Raw genomic sequence first — 21,107 nt, 5'->3', positions numbered from 1 at the left:
ACATATTATTTGTTAAAATAACTTATCTGATGGTAGGAAACCTGCCATGAGGATGAAGCGGAGAAATTTTGGGCGTGGGACTGAAAAGGGGAGAACATATGAAGGCTAAAAAGCTCGCATGGTTTACTATAACATTGCTGCTCTTCATGCTGACCGGCTTGTCTGGTTGGGGAGGAGCTGCCGCGGCAGAGCCGGATTCCGGCAAAACTTATGTGATCGGTACAGATATTACGTTTGCACCGTTTGAATTTCAGGACGTGAGCGGGCAATTTGTGGGGATTGACATGGATCTGTTGGAGGCCATTGCCCGGGATCAGAATTTCAAGTATGAAGTGAAGCCGCTCGGCTTCAATGCAGCGGTTCAAGCGCTGGAGTCAGGGCAGGTTGATGGTGTCATCGCGGGGATGAGTATTACCGATGAGCGAAAGCAGAAGTTCAATCTATCTGAACCGTATTATAATTCCGGCGTAGTGATGGGGATTAAAGAAAATAATGAAAGCATCAAAAGCTATGAAGATTTAAAAGGAAAGAAGGTCGCAGTCAAGACGGGGACCGAAGGCTATCGGTTCGCGGAATCCATCGCGGCGGAATACGGCTTCAGGATCGTGCCATTTGATGAATCCTCACAGATGTATGACGATGTGAAGACGGGGAATTCCGTGGCCTGCTTCGACGATTATCCGGTCTTAAAATACGGAGTGGAGCAGAAAAATGGTCTGAAAATCGTAACCGATATGGAAAAGGGCGGTTCCTACGGTTTTGCTGTGAACAAGGGCAAGAATCAGGAGCTTATGGATAAGTTCAATACCGGTCTCGCAAATCTCAAGACAAGCGGGGAGTATCAGACGATATTAGGCAAATATCTCGGCGAGGATGGCTCTGCACCGGTAAGTCAAAGCCGCTGGGGACTGGTACAGGAATCCCTGCCGGCGCTTCTTAAAGGTCTGGGCAAGACGTTGCTGTATACGATCGTCTCGTTATTTTTCGCTTTCATTTTGGGACTTATTTTCGGATTTATGAAGGTGAGTCGAAATCGCTTCTTGCGCGGCGCAGCTACTGTATTCGTCGATTTGTTCCGCGGTATTCCGCTCATCGTGCTCGCTTTCTTCATTTATTTCGGAATTCCGCAAGCGCTTGGCTTCACAATGCCGTTGTTCCTGGCGGCAATTCTGACGCTCAGTCTGAATGCAGGCGCTTATGTGACAGAGATTATCCGCGGGGGTATCCAATCCGTTGACCGGGGACAGATGGAAGCGGCTCGTTCGCTGGGTCTGCCTTATCGCAAGGCAATGATGAAGATCATTATTCCGCAAGCGATTCGTGTAATGATTCCGGCATTTATTAACCAGCTAGTGATTACACTTAAAGACACTTCGATCTTGTCTGCGATCGGTCTTGTCGAGCTGACGCAATCCGGCAAGATTATTATTGCCAGAACATTTGCTTCGTTTGATATTTGGCTGGTGGTCGCAATGATGTATTTAGTGGTTATCACCATTCTAACGAAAATTTCTGGTAATCTGGAAGGGAGAGTGCGCCGTGGGTAAGATTCGTGTCGAAGGCTTGAAGAAAAGCTATGGCACCAATCAGGTGCTGAAAGGAATCGATATGCAGGTCCGGGAAGGGGAAGTCGTCTGCTTGATCGGGCCTTCCGGTTCGGGAAAGAGTACCTTTCTTCGTTGCATTAATCGTTTGGAGGAGATTACGGCAGGACGGGTTATCGTGGATGATCAGGACATTAATGATCCGAAGACAGATATCAATAAAGCCCGCGAAAATATCGGCATGGTATTTCAGCACTTCAACCTGTTTCCACATTTCAACGTGCTGAAGAACATTATGTTCGCGCCGATTGAGCTAGGGAAGCTGAATGCGGCGCAAGCACGTGATACCGCGCTGCGCTTGTTGGAAAGAGTCGGGCTGTCGGATAAAGCCGATGTCTTTCCCAACCAGCTGTCGGGCGGGCAAAAGCAGCGTGTTGCGATCGCTCGCGCGTTGGCGATGAACCCGGATGTTATGCTATTTGATGAGCCAACCTCGGCACTTGACCCGGAAATGGTTGGTGAAGTGCTTGGCGTTATGAAGGATCTGGCCCGCGAAGGGATGACGATGGTGATCGTTACGCATGAGATGGGCTTTGCCCGTGAAGTGGCCGATCGGGTTGTATTCATGGACGGCGGGTATATCGTTGAAGAAGGTCCGCCGGACGAAGTGTTCGGTAATACGAAGAACGAACGTACCATCAGCTTCCTGGAGAAGGTGCTGTAATAACTGAATCCCCTAATAGTGAATAAGTGCTTGAGCCAGGCATTTATTCACCATGAGGGGATTTTTGTATAGTTTTTATAAACCGTCGGATAGGTTTGACGATAAAGCTGGTGCGTACAACCCTATTGCATGAATCGCTGGAAATCCAATCATACTATCAGGAAGAATCTGAATTCCCCTAAGAATAATCAGAAAGAGTGATTCCTTTGAAATGGACGTCCGTATCCTATTTGCTTCTCTTGCTGCTGCAGAGCCCTGAAGCTGCTCCAGAGCAGGATGAATTGACGATAACTCACGAAGGGAAGCCCATCTCAAGCCTGACCCGGGAGGCTCATCGTCTGCCGGTTTTTCCCCTGCTCGATATGGGGCGATATGAACGATGGATGGATGAGTTAGATCGGATTACTTATAGGGAAGCAACTAATGCGCGTATTAACAGTTCAGGAAAAATCGATCCGGGGCAAAATGGCTATAAGCTGAACAGAAAAGAATTTTTGAAAGCCTACTATGAATATATGTATAGCAGCGGTTCTACTACGATCGAGTTGCCGACCTATCCGGTCTATCCACGGGTGGATACGGAGCTGCTTGCTTCGCTGCGCTCCAAGCAGATTGGCTACTATATAACTTATTACAACTCCGGTAATGCCGATCGTTCTTATAATATCGCCTTGGCAGCCAAAGCAATTGACGGCACGGTGGTATTTCCCGGAGAGACCTTTTCCTTCAATCAGGTAGTTGGAATTCGTACGACCGACAAAGGGTATAAACGGGCGGGGGTTATCGTAAGAGGAGAAATGTCAGAGGGCGTGGGAGGCGGGATCTGTCAGGTATCCTCGACGTTATTTAACGCTGTTGACCGGGCCGGATTGAAGGTGGTTCAGCGCTATTCCCACAGTCGCCATGTGTCATATGTACCTCCCGGCAGGGATGCTACGGTCAGCTGGGGAGGTCCTGACTTTGTCTTTGACAATGAATACAACCAGCCCATTCTGATTCGTGCATTCGCCGGGGGTGGAAGCATGGTTGTGAATATTTTCTCATCCGATGTCATTGAATATTCCCCCAAAAAGATTCCTAGCATGTCCGATCGGCTTCCGGAAGAAATGAAAGATATCCGTATACAACCTGAACCAGTTTCGGGAAGATAAACAACAAAATGCTCAAAAATTGTGGATCACCTTAAAGAAAAAGACATGTTATACATAGTCAAATTATGCTAATATTTTGTGGAACGTTATTACGTCATTGCTGACATATTTCTACATAATCAGTAATGGTTTTGTAACGCTGACATTCATAGGGGGGATTCATCATGTTTAAAAAGTTACAGACCAAGCTTATTCTTATTTTTGCGTTATTGCTTATTGTAGCTATGGTTGCCTCGCAATTTATGACCGGCTATAAAATGAGCAGCAGCTTTAAAAAGGAACTGGATTCAATTGGCACTGAAGAAGCGGTGGCGCTCAAGCAGATAACGGATTTGCGTATTGATAATTTCGCCAAGGATATTTTGCAATTCAGTGAACAGGATGAGATAAGAGATATTCTATTGAATAAAAGCACGCTTACTTCATCCATGACAAATGAAATGAAATCCTATACGAAGAATAACCCGGAGGTATCTGCGATTTATATGGCGGACTCCAAAAAGAATATGTATGATCCTGAGGGGAATGTATATGAGTCAACCTATGATCCACAGTCCAGACCATGGTACAAGCTGGCTAATGACAATAAAGAGCATGTGCAGATCAGTCAGCCTTATGTGGATTTGATAACCAACAAAATGAAAGTTGCGATCTCTAAAGCGATTGTAGAGAATAATCAGGTTCTCGGCGTCATCGCGCTTGATTTGGATCTTGAGCATATTACGAATCAAATTAATGAGACCAATGTTGGATACAATGGCTACGGATTCATTCTGGATTCAGCGGGAGATCCGGTGGTATTGCCAAACTCAGACGGCAAGAATCAAATGGACAAGCCTTATGTTGCAGAAATGTATACAAAGGATAAAGGTAAAATTCAGTACACCGATGAGGGAACGAAGAAGATTACATATTATACAACCTCAGATCTGGCAGGCTGGAAGATCGGTGCTATATATAAGGAAAAAGAACTGCTGACGCTAGTCAATCAGATCCAGCAGGCGAATTTAATCATTACGCTGATCGCTATTATCCTAGCCAGCATTATCGTTTATTTTGTAGCCAGATTCTTTACGAAGCCCATCACTCAATTAACGAAAAGCGTGCAATTAATGGCCGAAGGCGATCTGACGGTTCAAGGCGAGGTTAAATCCAAAGATGAGATCGGGCAATTAACCGCTCACTTCAATTTAATGGCGCAAAAAATGCGCGAGGTGATATCTCGGGTTATTGATTCCTCGGAGAAGCTATCGGATTCGGCGGTTAGTCTCAGTGCGGTATCTGAGGAGACGAAAGCAACCAGTGAAGAGATTGCTCATGCGATGACCGATGTGGCCAAGGGTTCGATGGAAGGCGCGACCAATATAGAAAATATGCAGCGCGTGACCATGGACCTCGATTCGCAGTTCACGTTAATTCAAGATACGATGGATGAAATGCAGGATAATTCCAACAAGACGCAGGAGGCAAGCGTGGACGGCAGGGATAAACTGGTTGTTCTCCAGACGCGTTCCGATGAATCCTTCCGTGAAATCCAATCTATTGAGCAGGTATTAAGCATCCTTGTTGAGAAAATTAATGATATCAAAGAAGTAGCGGCAACGATGAACGGCATTTCCGGACAGACAAATCTGCTGGCCCTGAACGCTTCTATCGAGGCGGCGAGAGCCGGGGAAGCCGGCAAGGGCTTCTCGGTGGTAGCATCGGAGATTCGCAAGCTGGCTGAGAAATCAGCCGAACATGCCGATCATATTCGCAACACGATCGTTGGCATTGTCGAAGAGGCAGAAAATGCAACAGAAGCGATGACCAAGACGAAGGAGATTACACTAGAACAAAATGCAGCGGTTAAAGATACAGAGACGGCTTTTATGACGATTCAGGAATTGATGAATCAAGTCATTCTGTCTATTAATCAGATGTCTGATGAAATGAAGAAAACCGTGACATTAAAGGATGATGTAGTACATTCGATCGAAAGTCTATCCGCGATTTCAGAGGAATCGGCAGCCGCTGCGGAGGAAGTCAGCGCTTCAACGCAGGATCAGCTGAAGGCGATCGATACGGTCTCGCAAGCCGCGGAAGACTTAAGTCAGTCCAGCAGCGAATTAGAGCAATTAGTCAAGCGATTTACGATATAGGATCAATCAATAGGAAAAACGGCGGCAGTCCCAGACTTGATAGCTTGGAACTGCCGCTGTTTTTTTGCACAATGGGGGTGGACGCCAGAGATCATGGCGCAAGCCGTGGCAGATGAGTAACCGTTGGAATAGGCGCGTCAATAACGATCCAGCACCAGATTTGTCTTTAAGGAATCGGCAGGCACGAGCCATCCTTTGTTATTGAGCAGATTCATCAGGTTAGTACGCTTGGAGGCTGCCGTCTGGTAATCGTCGGTCTTGAAAGAAATTTCCACCACATATTCCGTTTCGCTGCCGTTTGCGCCGATAATCGGCCACACTTCAATATCTGTCTCCAGTCCTTCAAAGGTACCGCTGTATCTGCTGGCCAAAATCGGACCATGCGCATAGGCTTGCAGCAATTGGGCCGTTCCCCAGCCTGGCGCATTCGTCTTATCAAGCTTGCCAGGGATTTTGCTTACCAGCAAATTGAGCGCCTCGGCTTCATTAGGCAAATTCAGCCCTTTGGAGGTCGATTCTTCTTTATCGTTCGAGAAGCTCAGCGTCTGTTTGCTGTAGCCCCAATCGACCTCAGCTTCGTAATTCGTGTCGGCCGCGCTGAAGCCATCAAGGTTAGCCTGGGTCAAAGCAGCGTTGATATCTCCATTCACCACGGCATAGCGTTTCTTATACGTCAATTCATATTTCTTTTTATCTTCTTTTTTGCGGAAACGCACGTTCCAGCCTGAATCGTTTAGTGACAGATCCGTTGTATCGAAATATTCTACCAGCATTCTTGCGGCAGGCTCATTCATCTGAAAAGCATCTTTGACCTCATTTTTTAGCGTAAAATCCGGCTTCAACACAGCATCGTTGCTTAGCAGAAATTTGACTTCATAGCTTGGCACGGCGTTGGCTGCGGCCTCAACCTTAGCCGGGGATTGCCAGCCTGTAGCCAACATTACCGCGCTTAATGCGGCAATCATGAAGGATTTGCCCAACTTGATCTTGTTCAACTTCATCATTTCAGCTCCTTTAAATTGCAATATTGAAATCTATGGTTCTATATCTACCCTAAGGCTGAAGTGTCAATTTCAGATGAAATGAACGGCGGATTCCGATCAAAAATTACAAGATTTATTCTTGGTCGCCCAAGAGCGGCTCTTGGACAGAACGGCTCCATTCTTGAAGAAGCTCGATGAACCGGAGGCTTGTAGCAGACATATAGCGGTCCTGATTAGTGATGGCATATACCTGGCGTTCGGCGGGGAGGCCGGGGATTGGCCATATCTGCAGCAAGCCGCGGTCAGCCTCCGATTGAACAGCCATTCTGGAAATGAAAGAGATGTGCTCGCCGAGCATAACCGCCTGTTTGATCGCTTCCAGAGAATCGAGTTCTAGTCTGGAGAAGGGGCTAATCCCATGCTGTTCCAGCCATTGATCCGTTATTCGCCGAGTACTTGATGCCCTGCCATGCAGGACGAACGAAGAGGCGGCGATCAGTTCCGGCGTCCATTCCTCTGAGACGGCGAAGGGGTGGGCGGGGGAGCAGGCCAATACAAGCTCGTCCTTGCATAGCGCATAAGCCTTTAACGGATTTTCATGGAAGGAGCCGGTAGAAATGATGCCGATATCGATTTGATGCGAGTGCAGCATTTGAGTGATGGCCGGAGCCGTTTTGACGGATAGAGAGAGATGAATGCCGGGATAGGACTTGGAGAATTCATCAAGCAGCTTCGGCAGGATATATGTTGCAGGTACATAGCTGGCCCCAATTGAGAGCGTTCCTTGCCGCAGGGTATCAAAGTCTTTGACGACCCGTTGGGCTTCTGCGGCGAGTGCATTGATTTTGGCTGCGTAATGAAGCAGGGCATAGCCGGCATCCGTTAGTATAATTCGCCCCATGCGAGTATCGAATAATTTTACGCCAAAGTCGCGCTCCAGATTTTTCATATGAAAGGTGACCGTAGGCTGTTTAAGTCCAAGCAGGTCAGCGACAGTGGTGATCTTATGGTGCTTCTCCAGCAGTTCTATAATCTCCAGCTTCAATAAATTAAGGTTCATCATCTATATTCCCGCCTTTATAGTCTTAGATTCTCTCCCTATAGATTTAATCTATGAATATAAACGCAGTTCATTGAAATAATTAATTTTCATTTTACATAACTCTAATACTCCCTTTGATTCCCGCAGGTAGACTAACTTATGTAGGAACGTAAATAGCAAGAAAACGTACCAAATGCGAACAAGGAAGGGAAATCATCAGATGGATTTGAACATAAGCGGTCTTGGCAAGAGCTTTGGCGGCACTGTCGCGCTGCATCCAACCGAACTGAGCATCCGTCAGGGGAAGTTCACTACGCTGCTTGGCCCATCGGGCTGCGGCAAGACTACACTGCTGCGCTTGATCGCCGGGCTGGAACAGCCGGATACAGGCAGTATCCGCTTCGGCGAAGAGGTGCTGTACAGCGCCGGCAAGGAAGTGCCGCCTCATCGGCGCGGCTTCGGGATGGTGTTCCAGGACTTCGCTCTGTGGCCCCATATGACCGTGTTTGAGAATGTAGCCTTTGGGCTCCGGGCGACCGGGCGCAAGGACGGGATTCAGGACAGGGTCATGGAGGCGCTGGACAAGGTCAAGCTCGCCGGAATGGAGCAGCGATATCCTCATCAGCTGTCAGGCGGTCAGCAGCAGCGGGTGGCCTTCGCAAGAGCTGTGGCAACCCGGCCGAAGCTGGTGCTGTTTGACGAGCCGCTGAGTGCGCTTGATGCTGTGCTGCGGGATGAGATGCGCCTGGAAATGATGTACTTGGTCCGCGAAATGGGGCTTACCGCTCTCTATGTGACTCATGACCAGATGGAGGCCATGTCCATGTCCGATCAAGTGATTGTCATGCAAGGCGGGCGAGTATTACAGCAGGGTTCGCCTGAGGAAATCTACAATTTGCCCAAGCACCCTTTTGTAGCCCGGTTCATTGGGAAGTCAAACTGGCTGGCTGACGGGCAGTCCATGTTCAGGCCGGAGCATATCCGCTTTGAACCAGGCAGCGAACAGGAGGTTCAGTCCTATCAAACTGTCGTAACTCAGGTAAGTTATGTTGGGGATCGTTATGAGGTCCGATTGAAGACGAATGACGCGACCGAGCTCTGGCTGGCCTACTATCCGGAGCGGCTGAGCGAAGGGACAGAGCTGACCATCCATGTACCACAGCGATGCATTCACCGCTTGAATGAAGGCTAATCAAAAGTTACTAAAAATGATTAAAGGGGAAATGATCATGTTCAATTTAACACGTAACGCCTGGAAAAAAGGAAGCGCGCTCGTTCTATCCTTAGCGCTTGGCGCCGCATTAGCCGGCTGCGGAAGCGGCGATGCCAGCCAGAATACAGCAGCTCCGGCAAGCGCAGAGAATAAGCCGGCCCAAGCTGCGGACAAGGTTCTTACGGTATATACCGCAGGCCCGGAGGGACTAGCGAATAAGCTGATTGAGGAATTCCAGACGCAGTCGGGGGTAAAGGTGGAGATGTTCCAAGGCACCACCGGTAAAATCCTGGCCCGTATGGAAGCAGAGAAAGCCAATCCGGTAGCCGATGTCGTTATCCTTGCTTCGCTGCCGTCAGCGCAAGGTCTGAAGAACGAAGGATTGACGCTTGCTTACCCGGAAGCCAAAAATGCCGATAAGCTGAATAAGGATTGGTCCGATTCAGAAGGCCATTACTTCAGCACAAGCGCATCGGCGCTTGGCATCACTTATAATACGAAGCTGGTAACGACCCCGCCGACTTCCTGGAGCGACCTGGCTAAGCCGGAGTTCAAGAACCAGGTGAACATTCCCGACCCGTCGCTGTCCGGATCTGCGCTGGATTTCATTACAGGTTATCTTAGCGATAAGGGAGAGGGCGGATGGTCTCTGTTCGAGCAGTACAAAGCGAATGGCGCAGCGATGGCTGGCGCCAATCAAGAAGCGCTTGATCCGGTTATTACCGGCGCGAAGAGCGTTGTGGTAAGCGCGGTGGATTACATGACTTATAAAGCGAAGGCCAAGGGTGAGCCGATCGATATTGTCTATCCGCAAGAAGGAACGGTGATCAGTCCGCGTCCGGCAGCTATTCTTAAGTCCACCAAGCATGAAGAGAATGCAAAGGCATTTATTGATTATCTGCTCTCCGATTCAGCGCAGAGGCTGGTCTCCGATGCAGCACTTCTGCCAGGACGCACAGATGTGAAGGCCGAGAACCGCGCTAACTTAGATGAAATTCCGCTGCTTACGACTGATTGGGCATGGATGGGCGAGCATGGTCCGGAAGTAACCGATCAGTTCACGAAGCTGTTCAAATAATATGAATAATACGGTACTGCAGCGTCAATTTAAAATCTGGTCGATGGTGCTTGCGCTTCTGGTTCTTGGTCTCCTCATCGTCGTGCCTTTGGCCGAAATCTTCATACAAAGCGTATACCGGGATGGGCAGCTGACATGGTCAGCCCCATTCCGCACGCTGGCAAATTCCGAGATGGCGGCCGTGCTGTTATCCTCGATCTGGCTGGGTGTATGCGTCATTCTAGGAACGACCGTGCTCGCTTTGCCTCTCGCCTGGGTCATGGTTAACACCAGGCTGGGACGGCTGCGCTGGCTGGAGATCGTATTCTTGGTTCCCTTCATGACACCGCCTTACATCGGTTCGATGGGCTGGATTCTATTCATGCAGAAGAACGGCTATCTGGAGCAGCTTGCTCCTGGTCTCGCAGGATTAGGCCAGTCTTTCTTCTCCTTCGGAGGTATGGTTGCGATTATGAGTCTTCATCTGTATCCCTTCTTGTACCTGCTGCTGCGCGGGGCGCTGGAGCGGATCGGTGGGAATATGGAGGAAGCGGCAGCGGTTATGGGTGCGTCCTTCCTGTATCGCTTCCGCCGCGTGATTGCTCCGTTGCTGCTGTCGGCATTTGGGATGGGAGCCATGCTTGTCTTCGTGAAGACGATTGCTGAATTCGGTACGCCGGTTACGTTTGGCAAACGCATAGGCTACCAAGTGATGACCTCGGAGATTCATAAGTATATTTCCAGCTGGCCCATCGATTTCGGCAAGGCGACCTCTTTGGCATCTGTACTGCTAACGACTTGTTTGCTGATCTGGTATGCGCAATCTTTGTTGAACCGCAAATATACTTATGGTCTGGTTGGGGGAAAAGGTGTTCGCCACTCCTCGATGAACAGCGGCCGCTGGCTGCAATGGGCAGGGGGAATCTATGCGGTTCTGCTTCTGCTTATATCTGTGGGCATCCCGTATTTCTCCATCATCGCGGCTTCTACGATGAAGCTGCGCGGAGTAGGGCTCGCCTGGAACAACTTTACGATCGATTTCTACAAGGAGCTTCTGCGCTGGAATTCACCCAGCATGAAAGCTTTGTTAAATAGCTTATGGTTGTCTTTGGTTGCTTCTACGATTGCCGTGGTGCTGGGCACCTGGTTTGCTGTAGCAATCGGGCGCTCCAAATTTCGTCTGCAGCAGTCAATTGATCTGTTCAGCCTGCTGCCTAATACAGTGCCGGGAATTGTCCTGGTCGTAGGATTGATTTTGCTCTGGAATGCCCCGTGGATGCCGATTCCGCTGTATAACACCTACGGTATGGTTATCCTCACCTATGTTGTATTATTTGTCCCTTATACAGTGCAGTACGTCAAGAGCGCCTTCACTCAAATTGACCCTTCGCTATTCCAGGCCGGTCAGGTGTTTGGTGGAAAGCCGGGATATATATTCCGCAGAGTGCTGCTGCCGCTCATCATTCCGGGGATGCTGGCCGGATGGATGATGACCTTCACCATTGCTTCGCGTGAGCTTGTTGGCTCTTTGCTGATCTTGCCTCCGTCCGTGCAGACCTCGGCGACGTATATTTACGCCCAGTTCGAGCAGGGGCAAGTATCGCTCGGCATGGCAATGGCTGTGATCTCCGTGGGAATCACGACGATCCTGCTTATGCTGCTGGAAGTCCTCGGCTCCCGGAAGAAGTGGAACACGGCCTAATGGAACTGAAAATATGGGGTGGAGCCGGGGAGCATGGCCGTTCTTGTTATGTGCTAACAGGAGAACAGCATCGGATTATGCTCGATTGCGGTGTCAAGAAGGAGGGAACGGGGCAATATCCCCTGCTTGATGTCCATCTGATTCCTGAGCTGACGGCCGTATTTCTGTCGCATGCGCATGAGGATCATTCTATGGCTCTGCCGCTTCTATATAAACACGGTTATCAAGGAGAGATCTGGACGACCGGGCCAACGGTATCTCAGTTGGAGCTGTATTTTGCAAATTGGGGTAAATATGTGGCGAGCCGTAATGGGGAGCTTCCCTATGAACCCGCACATATCGCGGCGCTCAAATTCCGTATCTTGGAGGATGAGGTCCCGGCAGGACAATGGTTGCAGCTAAATGACGGGTTGCAGTTGCAGTGGGGGAGGAGCGGTCATATGCTCGGCTCGGTCTGGTTCCGGATTCAAATGGAAGGGCAGCTGCTGTTCTTCTCAGGAGACTTCAGCCGGGAATCTGCTCTGCTGGCCGCTGATTCGCCACGTGCACCACTTCCTGAGAGCCCTACTGCTTCTGCGTCGTCCATGTCAGAGACCCTCTTATCCATTATGGATAATGCATACGGAATGGATGATGAATCCCAGGAGCAGAAACTGAATGCACTCCGGCAGTTTACGCTTGAAGTATTGGGGCGTGGAGGACATGTGCTCCTGCCGGTCCCTGCGTTTGGACGAGGACAGGAGCTGCTGGTATGGGCGCTCGGCACCTTTTCGGATCAGCCGGTCCTGCTGGAACGAGCGATCTATGAAGGGCTGCGACAGATGGCGGAATGGGAAGCTTGGCTAAAACCGGGGAGCCTTCATACGATAGAGGAAGCGATACTTGCACCTCATGTGTATGTTCCGGACACTCAGGAGGAAAGGCTGCGGCTGCTGGAGAGAGAGGAGCCGCTTATCATCTTCACGACGGATGGCATGATGGAATCGGCCCGTGCCCGCTGGTATGCGGAACGCCTCTCCTTATCATCCGCTCATGCGATCGTCATTACGGGCCATGCCAGTGACGGCACCTTTGCTAGGCGGCTGCTCCGGGGCGAGACGGAGGAGACCTACTGCGAGACAGTACAGATGGGTTACAAAATCCATCAGGGCCTGGAAGATGTTCGCTATATGCTGCAGGAGGTTCCCAGCCGTCACACCGTGTTGGTTCATGCTCCTAAGCCGGAGACCGACCGGGTCGTTGCTCGCCTGGCTGGGAAAGGCTACCCCGGTTTGCACTCCTTGCAGGCGGGAGATAGATTACCAATTTAGAAATACAATAATCCTTCGTCAGACGTTAGCCTGACGGGGGTTTTTGGCGTTCTCGCTGAATCTTCTGTGATGCTTTTGTCGGCCTGCAAAGAAGAAATAGATACTCGGCAGGGAGATCGAGGCCATAAAAAGAAACATAATTGTTCCACTAAATAAAGGTAGAAGGGATAGATATTTACCCCTTAATAAGACAAATTTATCCCTAATAATACATAAAAAGATAATATTTAACTTATATAGGAAATATAACCCAAAATGCTGTATAGATATGAAAATCGTCGATGTATTCGTTTTCTTGCGATATTAAGCGGTTTTACTATGGGAGGAGGATTGGGCTAGTCTTAGCATGAGAGAACTAGAAAGAGAAAGAGAGGAGAACCCAACTTGTCATTTTTATTGTATGTAATAGCAGCGGTATTTCTTATATTTCAAGCTCTGTATACGGTCATCCCCCTTGTCTGCAGTAAGGTAAAAAGGCTCGATCCCGAGCTGGCGGAGAAATCGATAGCGGTGCTCGTCCCGGCCTATAACGAGGAACTGACGATCAAAAATTGTCTGGATGCGATGGCCGACCTGAAATATAGCAACTATGAGATTATTATCATTAACGATGGGTCCAAGGATAAGACCCTTTCCAGGCTGGACGAACTGCTGCAGCTCGAACTTGACTGCCGGACTCCCGCGCATCAGTTAGCCTACAAGCCTATTAAAGGCGTATACCGCTCAGTCCATTACCCTCATATCCTCGTCATCGACAAGCAAAACGGCGGCAAGGCCGATTCCCTGAATGCAGGGATCGATTATGCTGCATCCGAGATTGTCATTACGTTGGATGCCGACAGCATGCTGGAAACCAATGCTTTGAAATACGTCAATCAATATTTCCATAACAGCGATATTATCGCCCTCGGCGGCACCGTGAAAATTGTACAAGGCGCGGAGAAGCGGGACGGAGCTATTGTCGAGAAGTTCAGGGGCTCAGGGCTGATCAAAAGTCAGATTATCAATTATACACATGGCTTCTATGTACGTAAATTAACGCAGTCCTTTTTTAATTCCATTGTCGTCATATCCGGCGCGTTCGGCGCATTTTACAAGGATGTCCTGGTACAGGTGAACGGATTTCGCAGCACGGTTGGCGAAGATATCGATATTACCTTGAAAATTCACGAGTATTTGAAGGCCAATCGCTTGAAGAAGAAGCTGGTGTATGCGCCGGAGGCGGTCTGCTACACGGAGTGTCCGGAGAATTTGACCAACTTCTACAAACAGCGCATCCGCTGGCAGAAGGCGTTCATCGATTGTGTTCTCATCTATTGGTCGCGGCTGTCGAGCCGTTTTGGCGTAGGGGTAAACCTGTTCTTTGCTATTGACGGCTTTATGCTGGGTACCTTTTCAGCATTTATGATGCTTGTCTATATCGTGCAGATGATATTTTTTGCCGACGGCAATCTGATCCACGCGTTGATCTTCTTTCTAATCACCCTGGTGATCAATGGGCTACAGATCGTAGTTTCATTAGGCCTCTGCAGAAAATACGGCAGCAGCTATACGATTCAGGACTATATTAGGATGTTCCTTTTTAGTCAACTGGATCTGCTCACCTATCGCAATGTACTGCTATATATCAATATCGCCGGGACGTTCAAATATTTTGATAATGATGAAGGCTGGGGGTTTGTGGAGAGAAAAGGCGTCGCAGCCATTAGTCAAAATATCGCATCCAGATCGCATTCAGGATAGAAGGAGGACTCCCATGAATACAGTTATGGAAAGCAAACGAATCCTATACGTAGATTGCTTGAGAATTTTATCGATTATTGCTGTGATTGCCCTGCATTACACGGCGGAGATACTTACTGCCTCGAATGATTTTCATACGGCTTCCTGGTGGATCAGCAATTTTTTCAATTCCATATCACGGTTTGCCGTTCCTGTCTTTTTTATGATTAGCGGAGCGATGATCCTGCGGACAGAGGTTCAATCCTATCAGGCTTTTTTTAAGAAGCGGATCGTACCCTTATTAATTTCACTGGTCAGTTGGTCGCTGATCTACGGGTTGTACAACCAATATGTGATTTTGAAAAGCGAGATGAATGGCTTCGAATTTCTGCTCGATTTTGGCTACCGTCTGCTGACCGATCGTAATTATGTGCATCTTTGGTTTATTTACGCGATTATCGCCATTTATTTGACAGTTCCGTTGCTCAGCAAATGGATCAAAGCTTGCGGCGAGAAGGACCTGAGATATTACTTGTGCTTATGGTTTGCTGTAAGCATCGGGGGCCGCTTGCTGAACGATATCGTGGAACGGCTGACAGGGACAGGGATCAGCATACCGCTCTTAAACATACCGTTCTTTACGGGGTATCTCGGGTATTTTATATTAGGCTACTATCTATATCATTTCGATCTGCCTGTGAGAATGAAGAATAGAATGTTCAATCTGGGCGTCCTTTCGTTTTTTATTGCCCCCGTTGCGACTTATTTTGTGTCTGTACAGAGAGGCGTGCTTGACGAAATGTTCTACGGCAACTATTCCATTACTACTTTTTGTATGGCTGTCGGCATGTTCGTTTATTTCCAGGCTAAAGAGGAGGCGCTGAACGCGAAACTGAATCATAAAGTACAAAAACTGCTTGGCTCCATCTCCAAAGCCAGCTTCAGCGTATATTTGATTCATCTGTTAATCGAGATGATGGTATCGGGCAAGACACCGCTTGAGGCTTCGTTGCTGGAGGCCATTCTGGGACTCCTGGCGAATATTTTCCTCATCCTTATAATCAGTTATGTCACCGTCAAGATTCTGAATTTAAATAAGGTCACAACCTATATTCTATTTGGCGGAAGAGGGTGACTCCATGAAGATCAGTTTATATACGAAAGTGTTCGTGATAATATTGCTGGCGGGCATGGGCCTTTATTTCTATCAAATCTCAAGCGCTGAGGATCATAAAGTGACGGCAGTGTACGTGGAAGCCTGGAGGGATGCAGACAACGTCCGTTTATCCGAGAAAAATGTGGATATCGCTTATATTGCCTTTGCGAAGATTGCCGGAACAAAGCTCTATTTTCATGAAGATGAGGCGACAAACGAGCAGATAAAACGTAATATTCAGAAAATGAAACAGAGCAACCCTGCAACCCGATTCGTGCTGGCGATAGGTGGATATGGGGTGGATGGCTTCTCCGATGCTGCACTGGACGGCAACCGTTATTTATTTACGGAGAGCATTCTTGAGATGATCCGAGAGCTGGATCTGGACGGCGTGGATATCGATTGGGAGTACCCGGCATTTCATGCCTGGAATACTCAGAAATCTCGGCCAGAGGATACGCAAAATTTCACCAGCCTGATCAGGGAGCTGAGGGAGAAAATGTACCGCCTGCCATTCAACAGCAAGGGATATCTGTTAACCTTCGCTGCAGGTACGCAGGATTGGTATTTTCAGAGCGTTGAGGTCCAGAAGGTAGCTGAATATGTCGATTATATCAATGTGATGAGCTATGACTTGACGGGCCAATGGTCGAAGCAGACCGGCTATAATGCCAATCTATATATGGACCGCGGGAATAAGTCACAGATGAGTGTGGATCAGATCATAAAGATGTATCTTGATCACGATATTGACAGCAAGAAGCTGTTGCTGGGTATTCCCGCCTACTCTTATGCCTGGCAGAAGGTGAAGGGTAGCAAGCATGACGGTGCATTTGCTCCCGGACAAGCGGTTGATATCGAGCGGTTGGATCTCACTTATAAGGTGATTCAGAAATCCTATATGAACAAAAATGGTTACAAGCGCTACTATGATGCTCAAGCGAAAGCCGCTTATCTCTATAATGGAGATATGTTCATCACCTATGAAGACCCGCAGTCACTGCTTGAAAAGGTGAAGTATATCCAGCAGCATAATCTGGGTGGCGCGATGGTCTGGGAATACTCCCAGGATGCCGAGGACGGGATCGTAAGGTTTCTGGGAGAGCAGCTGCGTCAATGATCCAAGGGAGGGAGTCAGTCCGGCAGGGCCAGTATAAATCTTTTATAGTATAATAAATACTGGGATGTAGGATGAACAGAGAGAGAGGGTAATGGATGCCTACTATACTGGTTGCTGATGATGATGCAAATATTCGCGAGCTTGTTAGTTTATTTCTACGCACCGACGGATTTACAACAGTCGAGGCCGCAGATGGCCAAGAAGCGCTGAACATCTACGGCTCGACGCAGGTGGATCTTGTTGTGCTTGATATTATGATGCCAATCATGGATGGCTGGACCTTATGCAAGGAGCTCCGCCGAGCTAATCCCGATCTGCCCCTGCTTATGCTTACAGCGAGAGGCGAAACCTGGGAGAAGGTGAAGGGATTCGAACTGGGGACGGACGATTATTTGACGAAGCCGTTTGATCCGCTGGAGCTGACGGTTCGCGTAAAGGCTTTATTAAAGCGATACCGAATTGGCTCCACGCAGACGATTCAATTCGCCAGTGTTATCCTCGATCGATTGACATATAAGGTAACGAGAGGGGCGGAGGCGTTCACTCTGCCGCTCAAGGAGTTCGAATTGCTGTATAAGCTGGCTGGAACACCTGGCCAGGTTTACACGCGAGAGCAGCTGATTGATCAAATTTGGGGACTTGATTATGTGGGGGATGAACGGACGGTAGATGTGCATATTAAGCGATTGCGCGAACGGTTCGCGACTATATCCGATTTTCGGATTGAAACCGTGCGCGGGCTAGGCTACAAGCTTGAGGTTTGCGAATGATCAAATCGTTATATACTCGGGTTGTAGCCACTTTTTTGGCCGCTATTCTATTGGGGACGGTCATTGGTTTTGTTATTACATTTTGGGAATATAGAGAGAAATTGAATGAAACGATGCATGCCACCTTATCTAATTTCAGCCAGGATATCGTCCGGATTTACGAGATTCTATCCGTTGATGAGGCGAACTTGTATGTGAGCGGGATGAAACAGCTCAATATTTACCATGTTCGCATCTACGATGAAACGGGGCAATTCCAGTCCTACGGAGCGCTAAACGGACAGTCCCCGGCCACTGTGACGATGGAGCAAGTAAAAAAAGTATTGGGTGGGGAAACCGTTCGAGTGGATGCTAGTGCGGCTTCCCCGCATCTTCTGGGATTGCCGTTGAACACGGAAATGGGCACGAAAGCGATGTTTGTGGAACAGCTGACGCCCCCTGCTGCTTCCTTTAACATAAAGTGGTTATCTTCGTTTGTGACCTATACGTTAATGGCAGGCAGTCTGCTGATTTTGGTTGCCTCTATATTTCTGGTAAGACCGATTAAAAAGCTGACAAGAGCTACCAGACAAATCGCAGCCGGGGATTTCAATGTCGAGCTGAACATTAAGCAGCAGGGAGAGATCGGCACTCTGGCTCGCAGTTTTGAAGAGATGATGCATGATCTGCAGCAGCTGGAACAGATGCGCAGGGATTTCGTATCAAACGTATCGCATGAGGTTCAGTCGCCGCTCACTTCGATATCTGGTTACGCTAAGGCGCTTAAGCATGTATCTATCTCTGATAGCGAGCGAAGCCGATATCTTGACATTATCATTGCTGAAGCGGAGCGGATGTCCAAGCTGAGCGATGGCTTGCTGAAGCTGAGTTTGCTTGAATCGCAGTCACAGCAGCTGAATCCGGTTTCATATAGTCTTGACGAACAGATAAGACGTGTGATTGTGGCGATCCAGCCGCAGTGGTCGGCACGCAATATCTCTTTTGAGCTTCATCTAAAAGCAGTGACTGTAACAGCAGACTATGATCTTCTAAATCAGGTATGGACCAATATCATTGGCAATAGCATCAAATTCTCGGAGGATGGCGGTGTGATTGCCGTCAGCCTCCGGCAGGAGGCCAAAAATGTAGCCGTGCAAATCACCGATAGGGGAATAGGCATCTCTGCCGAGGATCAGAAGCGTATCTTCGAGCGATTCTTTAAGGCGGATCGTTCCCACAGCCGCAAGTATGGCGGCAGCGGCATGGGGCTGGCCATTGTGAAGCAAATTGTATCTCTTCATCAAGGTGACCTCCTAGTAGAAAGCGAGCTTGGCCGGGGGACAACGATTACGGTCGCTTTGCCCATGAATATTCCGTCAGAGTAATTTTCTATGCTACGCTAACATAGCAAGTATTGCTTGCTATGTTAGCGTAGCATTTTTTTATTTATATCTGTTCATATTCAGTTCATATTGTCGTCATGAGGAGTACATATTCGTAAGGTACACTTCATTTTATAGCCAGGGAGGCTGAATAAACAGAGATAGATAGGAGAAGATGATCGTGCCACAAACCGAGGACATGAATATAAAGAACAGAACGAGGGCCCAAAAAGTACGAAGCATTTTGCTAAAAATCGCAGGAGCCATCATCCTTGCAGTTGTGCTGTTTATGGCTGTTATTTTTGCAGTGGATAAGATCAGCAGTCGTTCGGAGCAAAAAAGAATCGAGCATTACGGTCAGCAAGTATCAATAGATGGGAAAAATATGAATGTATTGATTCAAGGGGAAGGAGAGGAGACGATTGTTCTCCTGCCTGGTTATGGAACAGCAGCACCGGCGCTTGATTTTAAGTCGCTAATCGAAGAGCTGTCTCCATCCTATAAAGTCGTCGTGGTCGAGCCCTTTGGATATGGATTAAGTGATGATACCAAAAAAGACCGCAGCACAGCGAATATTGTAAGCGAAGTTCACGAGGCCTTGCAAAGTCTGGGTATTGACCGGTATATTCTGATGGGCCATTCTATCGCCGGAATTTACGGGCTGGACTATGTGAACAAATATCCAGATGAAGTCATTGCTTTTGCCGGAATCGACAGCAGTGTGCCAACGCAGAGCGGTATGGATGTTAAATTTCCAATCAATAAGCTTAAATTTCTTAAAAACTCAGGTTTAGCCAGATTGCTGTTGAAAGTATCGGGCGACCCTTATGCCCAGCTTCCCTTTGATGATGAGACCAAAAAACAAATGAACCTGATTATGCTCAAAAACTTGTATAATTCCAGCAGCATGAATGAAATGGAACATATCTATCCTAATTTCGTGGCAGCCCAAAATTTGAGATTCCCGGAAAGTATTCCTCTGCTCTTATTTGTACAAGCCCATGATATGGCCAGAGAAGACTGGATATCCCTGCATGAGGAGCAAGCCAAAGAGTCCCGATATGGAAAAGTGATCCCCCTTGAAGGAGACCATTATTTGCACCATACTCGCTCAATAGAAATCGCCGAAGGCCTTAAGGAATTTATGAATGATATAGGTTCAAAAGTAAAATAATTTTGTTACCCCCTGTCAGATAAGATGTCCGGCAGGGGTTATCTATCCTATCGGGACTTGCGCCTGTTGCTATAAAACCGCATCCCCGCGGGAACTCCTTTAATTTCGAGAATACCGTTATATATAAGTTCTCTCAACCGATATTCAAAATAAGCATCTCCAATACACTGCTCACAATACCCGATGGCTTCCCCGATCAGCCGGGCTGATTTGAGAAAATCGCTATGGCCGGTTGCAGGTTTGAGCTTATCCAGAGTGTCCAGCAAGTATGAATCATAATAATTGGCAGGCACCTCCAGTACGGTGTTATCCTGCCAGATCCGCAGCGTACCCGTCTGTTTGCTAATCCACTGCCATTCTTGCTGTAATTGCTTGATATCGGCAGCTAGCATGGCGAGATTGTCCGGGCGGAGGAAGACTTCCCTTAATTTGTCCGGGGGGATTTCGCCGGAATGCCTGTAGTGAATAGAAGCATCGGGGCGATTGAACATTTCCTCGGCAGCTGCTCCAGCATCATATACCACAATGGAATTAGGTTTGTTACAGAGCAGATCTATCGCGTGCCGCACCGTACCTCTGGACCTCTGACCTTTTGCCAACTAGCTTGCAGCAATCTGACCTTTGACCAACTGGCCAATCTCTGACCCTCTGACCTGTGGCTATGACCTCTGACCGTCCGAACTGTTTCCAACTAACCTCTGATCATTTAACTCTGGCCGTCATTGGCCACCGTACCTCTGATCTGTTGCTACTAACCTCTGCTCTAACCTCCGATTTCTAGCCACTAACTATCTAACGAAACGTGGTATCGCTATTCCGGCAAAAAAGGACCTCCGAAAATTGTAACGAAACTGGGGATCGTTATTTAAGTAAAAATGCGGCCCAAAGCCCTATTTTCACCCGAATAGCGATATGGTGTTTCGTTAGAATTTATTTG

Annotated in this window: 17 protein-coding genes; 14 read left to right on the top strand and 3 right to left on the bottom strand. The window is 48.2% G+C overall.

What is annotated here, in order from left to right; genetic code table 11:
• The first annotated feature begins 98 nt into the window (after positions 1–98).
• The 4 genes from BN1360_RS18755 to BN1360_RS18740 all read left to right on the top strand — a co-directional run bounded on the left by BN1360_RS18755 (position 99) and on the right by BN1360_RS18740 (position 5,560).
• The gene (locus BN1360_RS18755) at positions 99–1,547 is read left to right on the top strand and encodes an amino acid ABC transporter substrate-binding protein/permease (protein ID WP_068781352.1); all 1,449 of its coding nucleotides are present in this window, start codon (positions 99–101) and stop codon (positions 1,545–1,547) included.
• Positions 1,540–2,268, top strand: a complete 729-nt coding sequence (locus tag BN1360_RS18750; RefSeq protein WP_068781351.1) for an amino acid ABC transporter ATP-binding protein — start codon at positions 1,540–1,542, stop codon at positions 2,266–2,268. The genes BN1360_RS18755 and BN1360_RS18750 overlap by 8 nt, the downstream gene beginning before the upstream one ends.
• Positions 2,269–2,474: 206 nt before the next feature.
• Entirely contained in the window at positions 2,475–3,419 is a 945-nt protein-coding gene (locus BN1360_RS18745) for a VanW family protein (protein ID WP_068781509.1), read from the top strand.
• A gap of 164 nt (positions 3,420–3,583) precedes the next feature.
• Positions 3,584–5,560 (top strand): methyl-accepting chemotaxis protein, encoded by a 1,977-nt coding sequence (locus BN1360_RS18740; protein WP_068781350.1) that lies wholly within the window; start codon positions 3,584–3,586, stop codon positions 5,558–5,560.
• 137 nt (positions 5,561–5,697) lie between these two features.
• Here BN1360_RS18740 and BN1360_RS18735 read toward each other — a convergent pair whose 3' ends face one another.
• The gene (locus BN1360_RS18735; protein ID WP_068781349.1) at positions 5,698–6,561 is read right to left on the bottom strand and encodes a CYTH domain-containing protein; all 864 of its coding nucleotides are present in this window, start codon (positions 6,559–6,561) and stop codon (positions 5,698–5,700) included.
• A 115-nt stretch (positions 6,562–6,676) separates the two neighbouring features.
• On the bottom strand, positions 6,677–7,603 hold the full coding sequence (locus BN1360_RS18730) for a LysR family transcriptional regulator (protein WP_068781508.1): 927 nt from the start codon (positions 7,601–7,603) through the stop codon (positions 6,677–6,679).
• Between the two features lie 202 nt (positions 7,604–7,805).
• Between BN1360_RS18730 and BN1360_RS18725 the strand changes: the two genes are divergently transcribed.
• The 10 genes from BN1360_RS18725 (at position 7,806) to BN1360_RS18680 (ending at position 20,170) form a co-directional block, all read left to right on the top strand.
• Positions 7,806–8,777: an ABC transporter ATP-binding protein gene (locus tag BN1360_RS18725; protein ID WP_068781348.1), complete on the top strand. Its 972-nt coding sequence runs from the start codon at positions 7,806–7,808 to the stop codon at positions 8,775–8,777.
• 37 nt (positions 8,778–8,814) lie between these two features.
• Positions 8,815–9,876, top strand: a complete 1,062-nt coding sequence (locus tag BN1360_RS18720; RefSeq protein WP_420707910.1) for an ABC transporter substrate-binding protein — start codon at positions 8,815–8,817, stop codon at positions 9,874–9,876.
• A 1-nt stretch (position 9,877) separates the two neighbouring features.
• A complete protein-coding gene (locus BN1360_RS18715) occupies positions 9,878–11,557 on the top strand; it encodes an ABC transporter permease (RefSeq protein WP_068781347.1) in 1,680 nt (559 codons plus the stop codon).
• A complete protein-coding gene (locus BN1360_RS18710; protein ID WP_068781346.1) occupies positions 11,557–12,867 on the top strand; it encodes an MBL fold metallo-hydrolase in 1,311 nt (436 codons plus the stop codon). Before BN1360_RS18715 ends, BN1360_RS18710 begins: the two co-directional genes overlap by 1 nt.
• Before the next feature lie 384 nt (positions 12,868–13,251).
• Positions 13,252–14,610 carry a glycosyltransferase family 2 protein gene (locus BN1360_RS18705; protein ID WP_068781345.1) on the top strand — a complete coding sequence of 453 codons (1,359 nt, stop codon included), beginning with the start codon at positions 13,252–13,254 and terminating at the stop codon, positions 14,608–14,610.
• A 13-nt stretch (positions 14,611–14,623) separates the two neighbouring features.
• Positions 14,624–15,724 carry an acyltransferase gene (locus BN1360_RS18700; protein ID WP_068781344.1) on the top strand — a complete coding sequence of 367 codons (1,101 nt, stop codon included), beginning with the start codon at positions 14,624–14,626 and terminating at the stop codon, positions 15,722–15,724.
• A 4-nt stretch (positions 15,725–15,728) separates the two neighbouring features.
• Entirely contained in the window at positions 15,729–16,865 is a 1,137-nt protein-coding gene (locus BN1360_RS18695) for a glycoside hydrolase family 18 protein (RefSeq protein ID WP_068781343.1), read from the top strand.
• A 95-nt stretch (positions 16,866–16,960) separates the two neighbouring features.
• The gene (locus BN1360_RS18690) at positions 16,961–17,635 is read left to right on the top strand and encodes a response regulator transcription factor (protein ID WP_068781342.1); all 675 of its coding nucleotides are present in this window, start codon (positions 16,961–16,963) and stop codon (positions 17,633–17,635) included.
• Positions 17,632–18,999, top strand: coding sequence for a sensor histidine kinase (locus BN1360_RS18685; protein ID WP_068781341.1), 1,368 nt, complete (start codon positions 17,632–17,634; stop codon positions 18,997–18,999). The genes BN1360_RS18690 and BN1360_RS18685 overlap by 4 nt, the downstream gene beginning before the upstream one ends.
• A 172-nt stretch (positions 19,000–19,171) precedes the next feature.
• Entirely contained in the window at positions 19,172–20,170 is a 999-nt protein-coding gene (locus BN1360_RS18680) for an alpha/beta hydrolase (protein WP_195714279.1), read from the top strand.
• Positions 20,171–20,217: 47 nt separating this feature from the next.
• Here BN1360_RS18680 and BN1360_RS18675 read toward each other — a convergent pair whose 3' ends face one another.
• Positions 20,218–20,769: a DUF3658 domain-containing protein gene (locus tag BN1360_RS18675; protein WP_229521044.1), complete on the bottom strand. Its 552-nt coding sequence runs from the start codon at positions 20,767–20,769 to the stop codon at positions 20,218–20,220.
• Positions 20,770–21,107: the final 338 nt, after the last annotated feature.

The sequence above is a fragment of the Paenibacillus sp. GM2 genome, from assembly GCF_900069005.2.
Classification (GTDB): Bacteria; Bacillota; Bacilli; order Paenibacillales; family Paenibacillaceae; genus Fontibacillus.
Note: the sequence above shows the minus strand (reverse complement) of the source record. Positions and strands in the feature narration are given on the sequence as shown.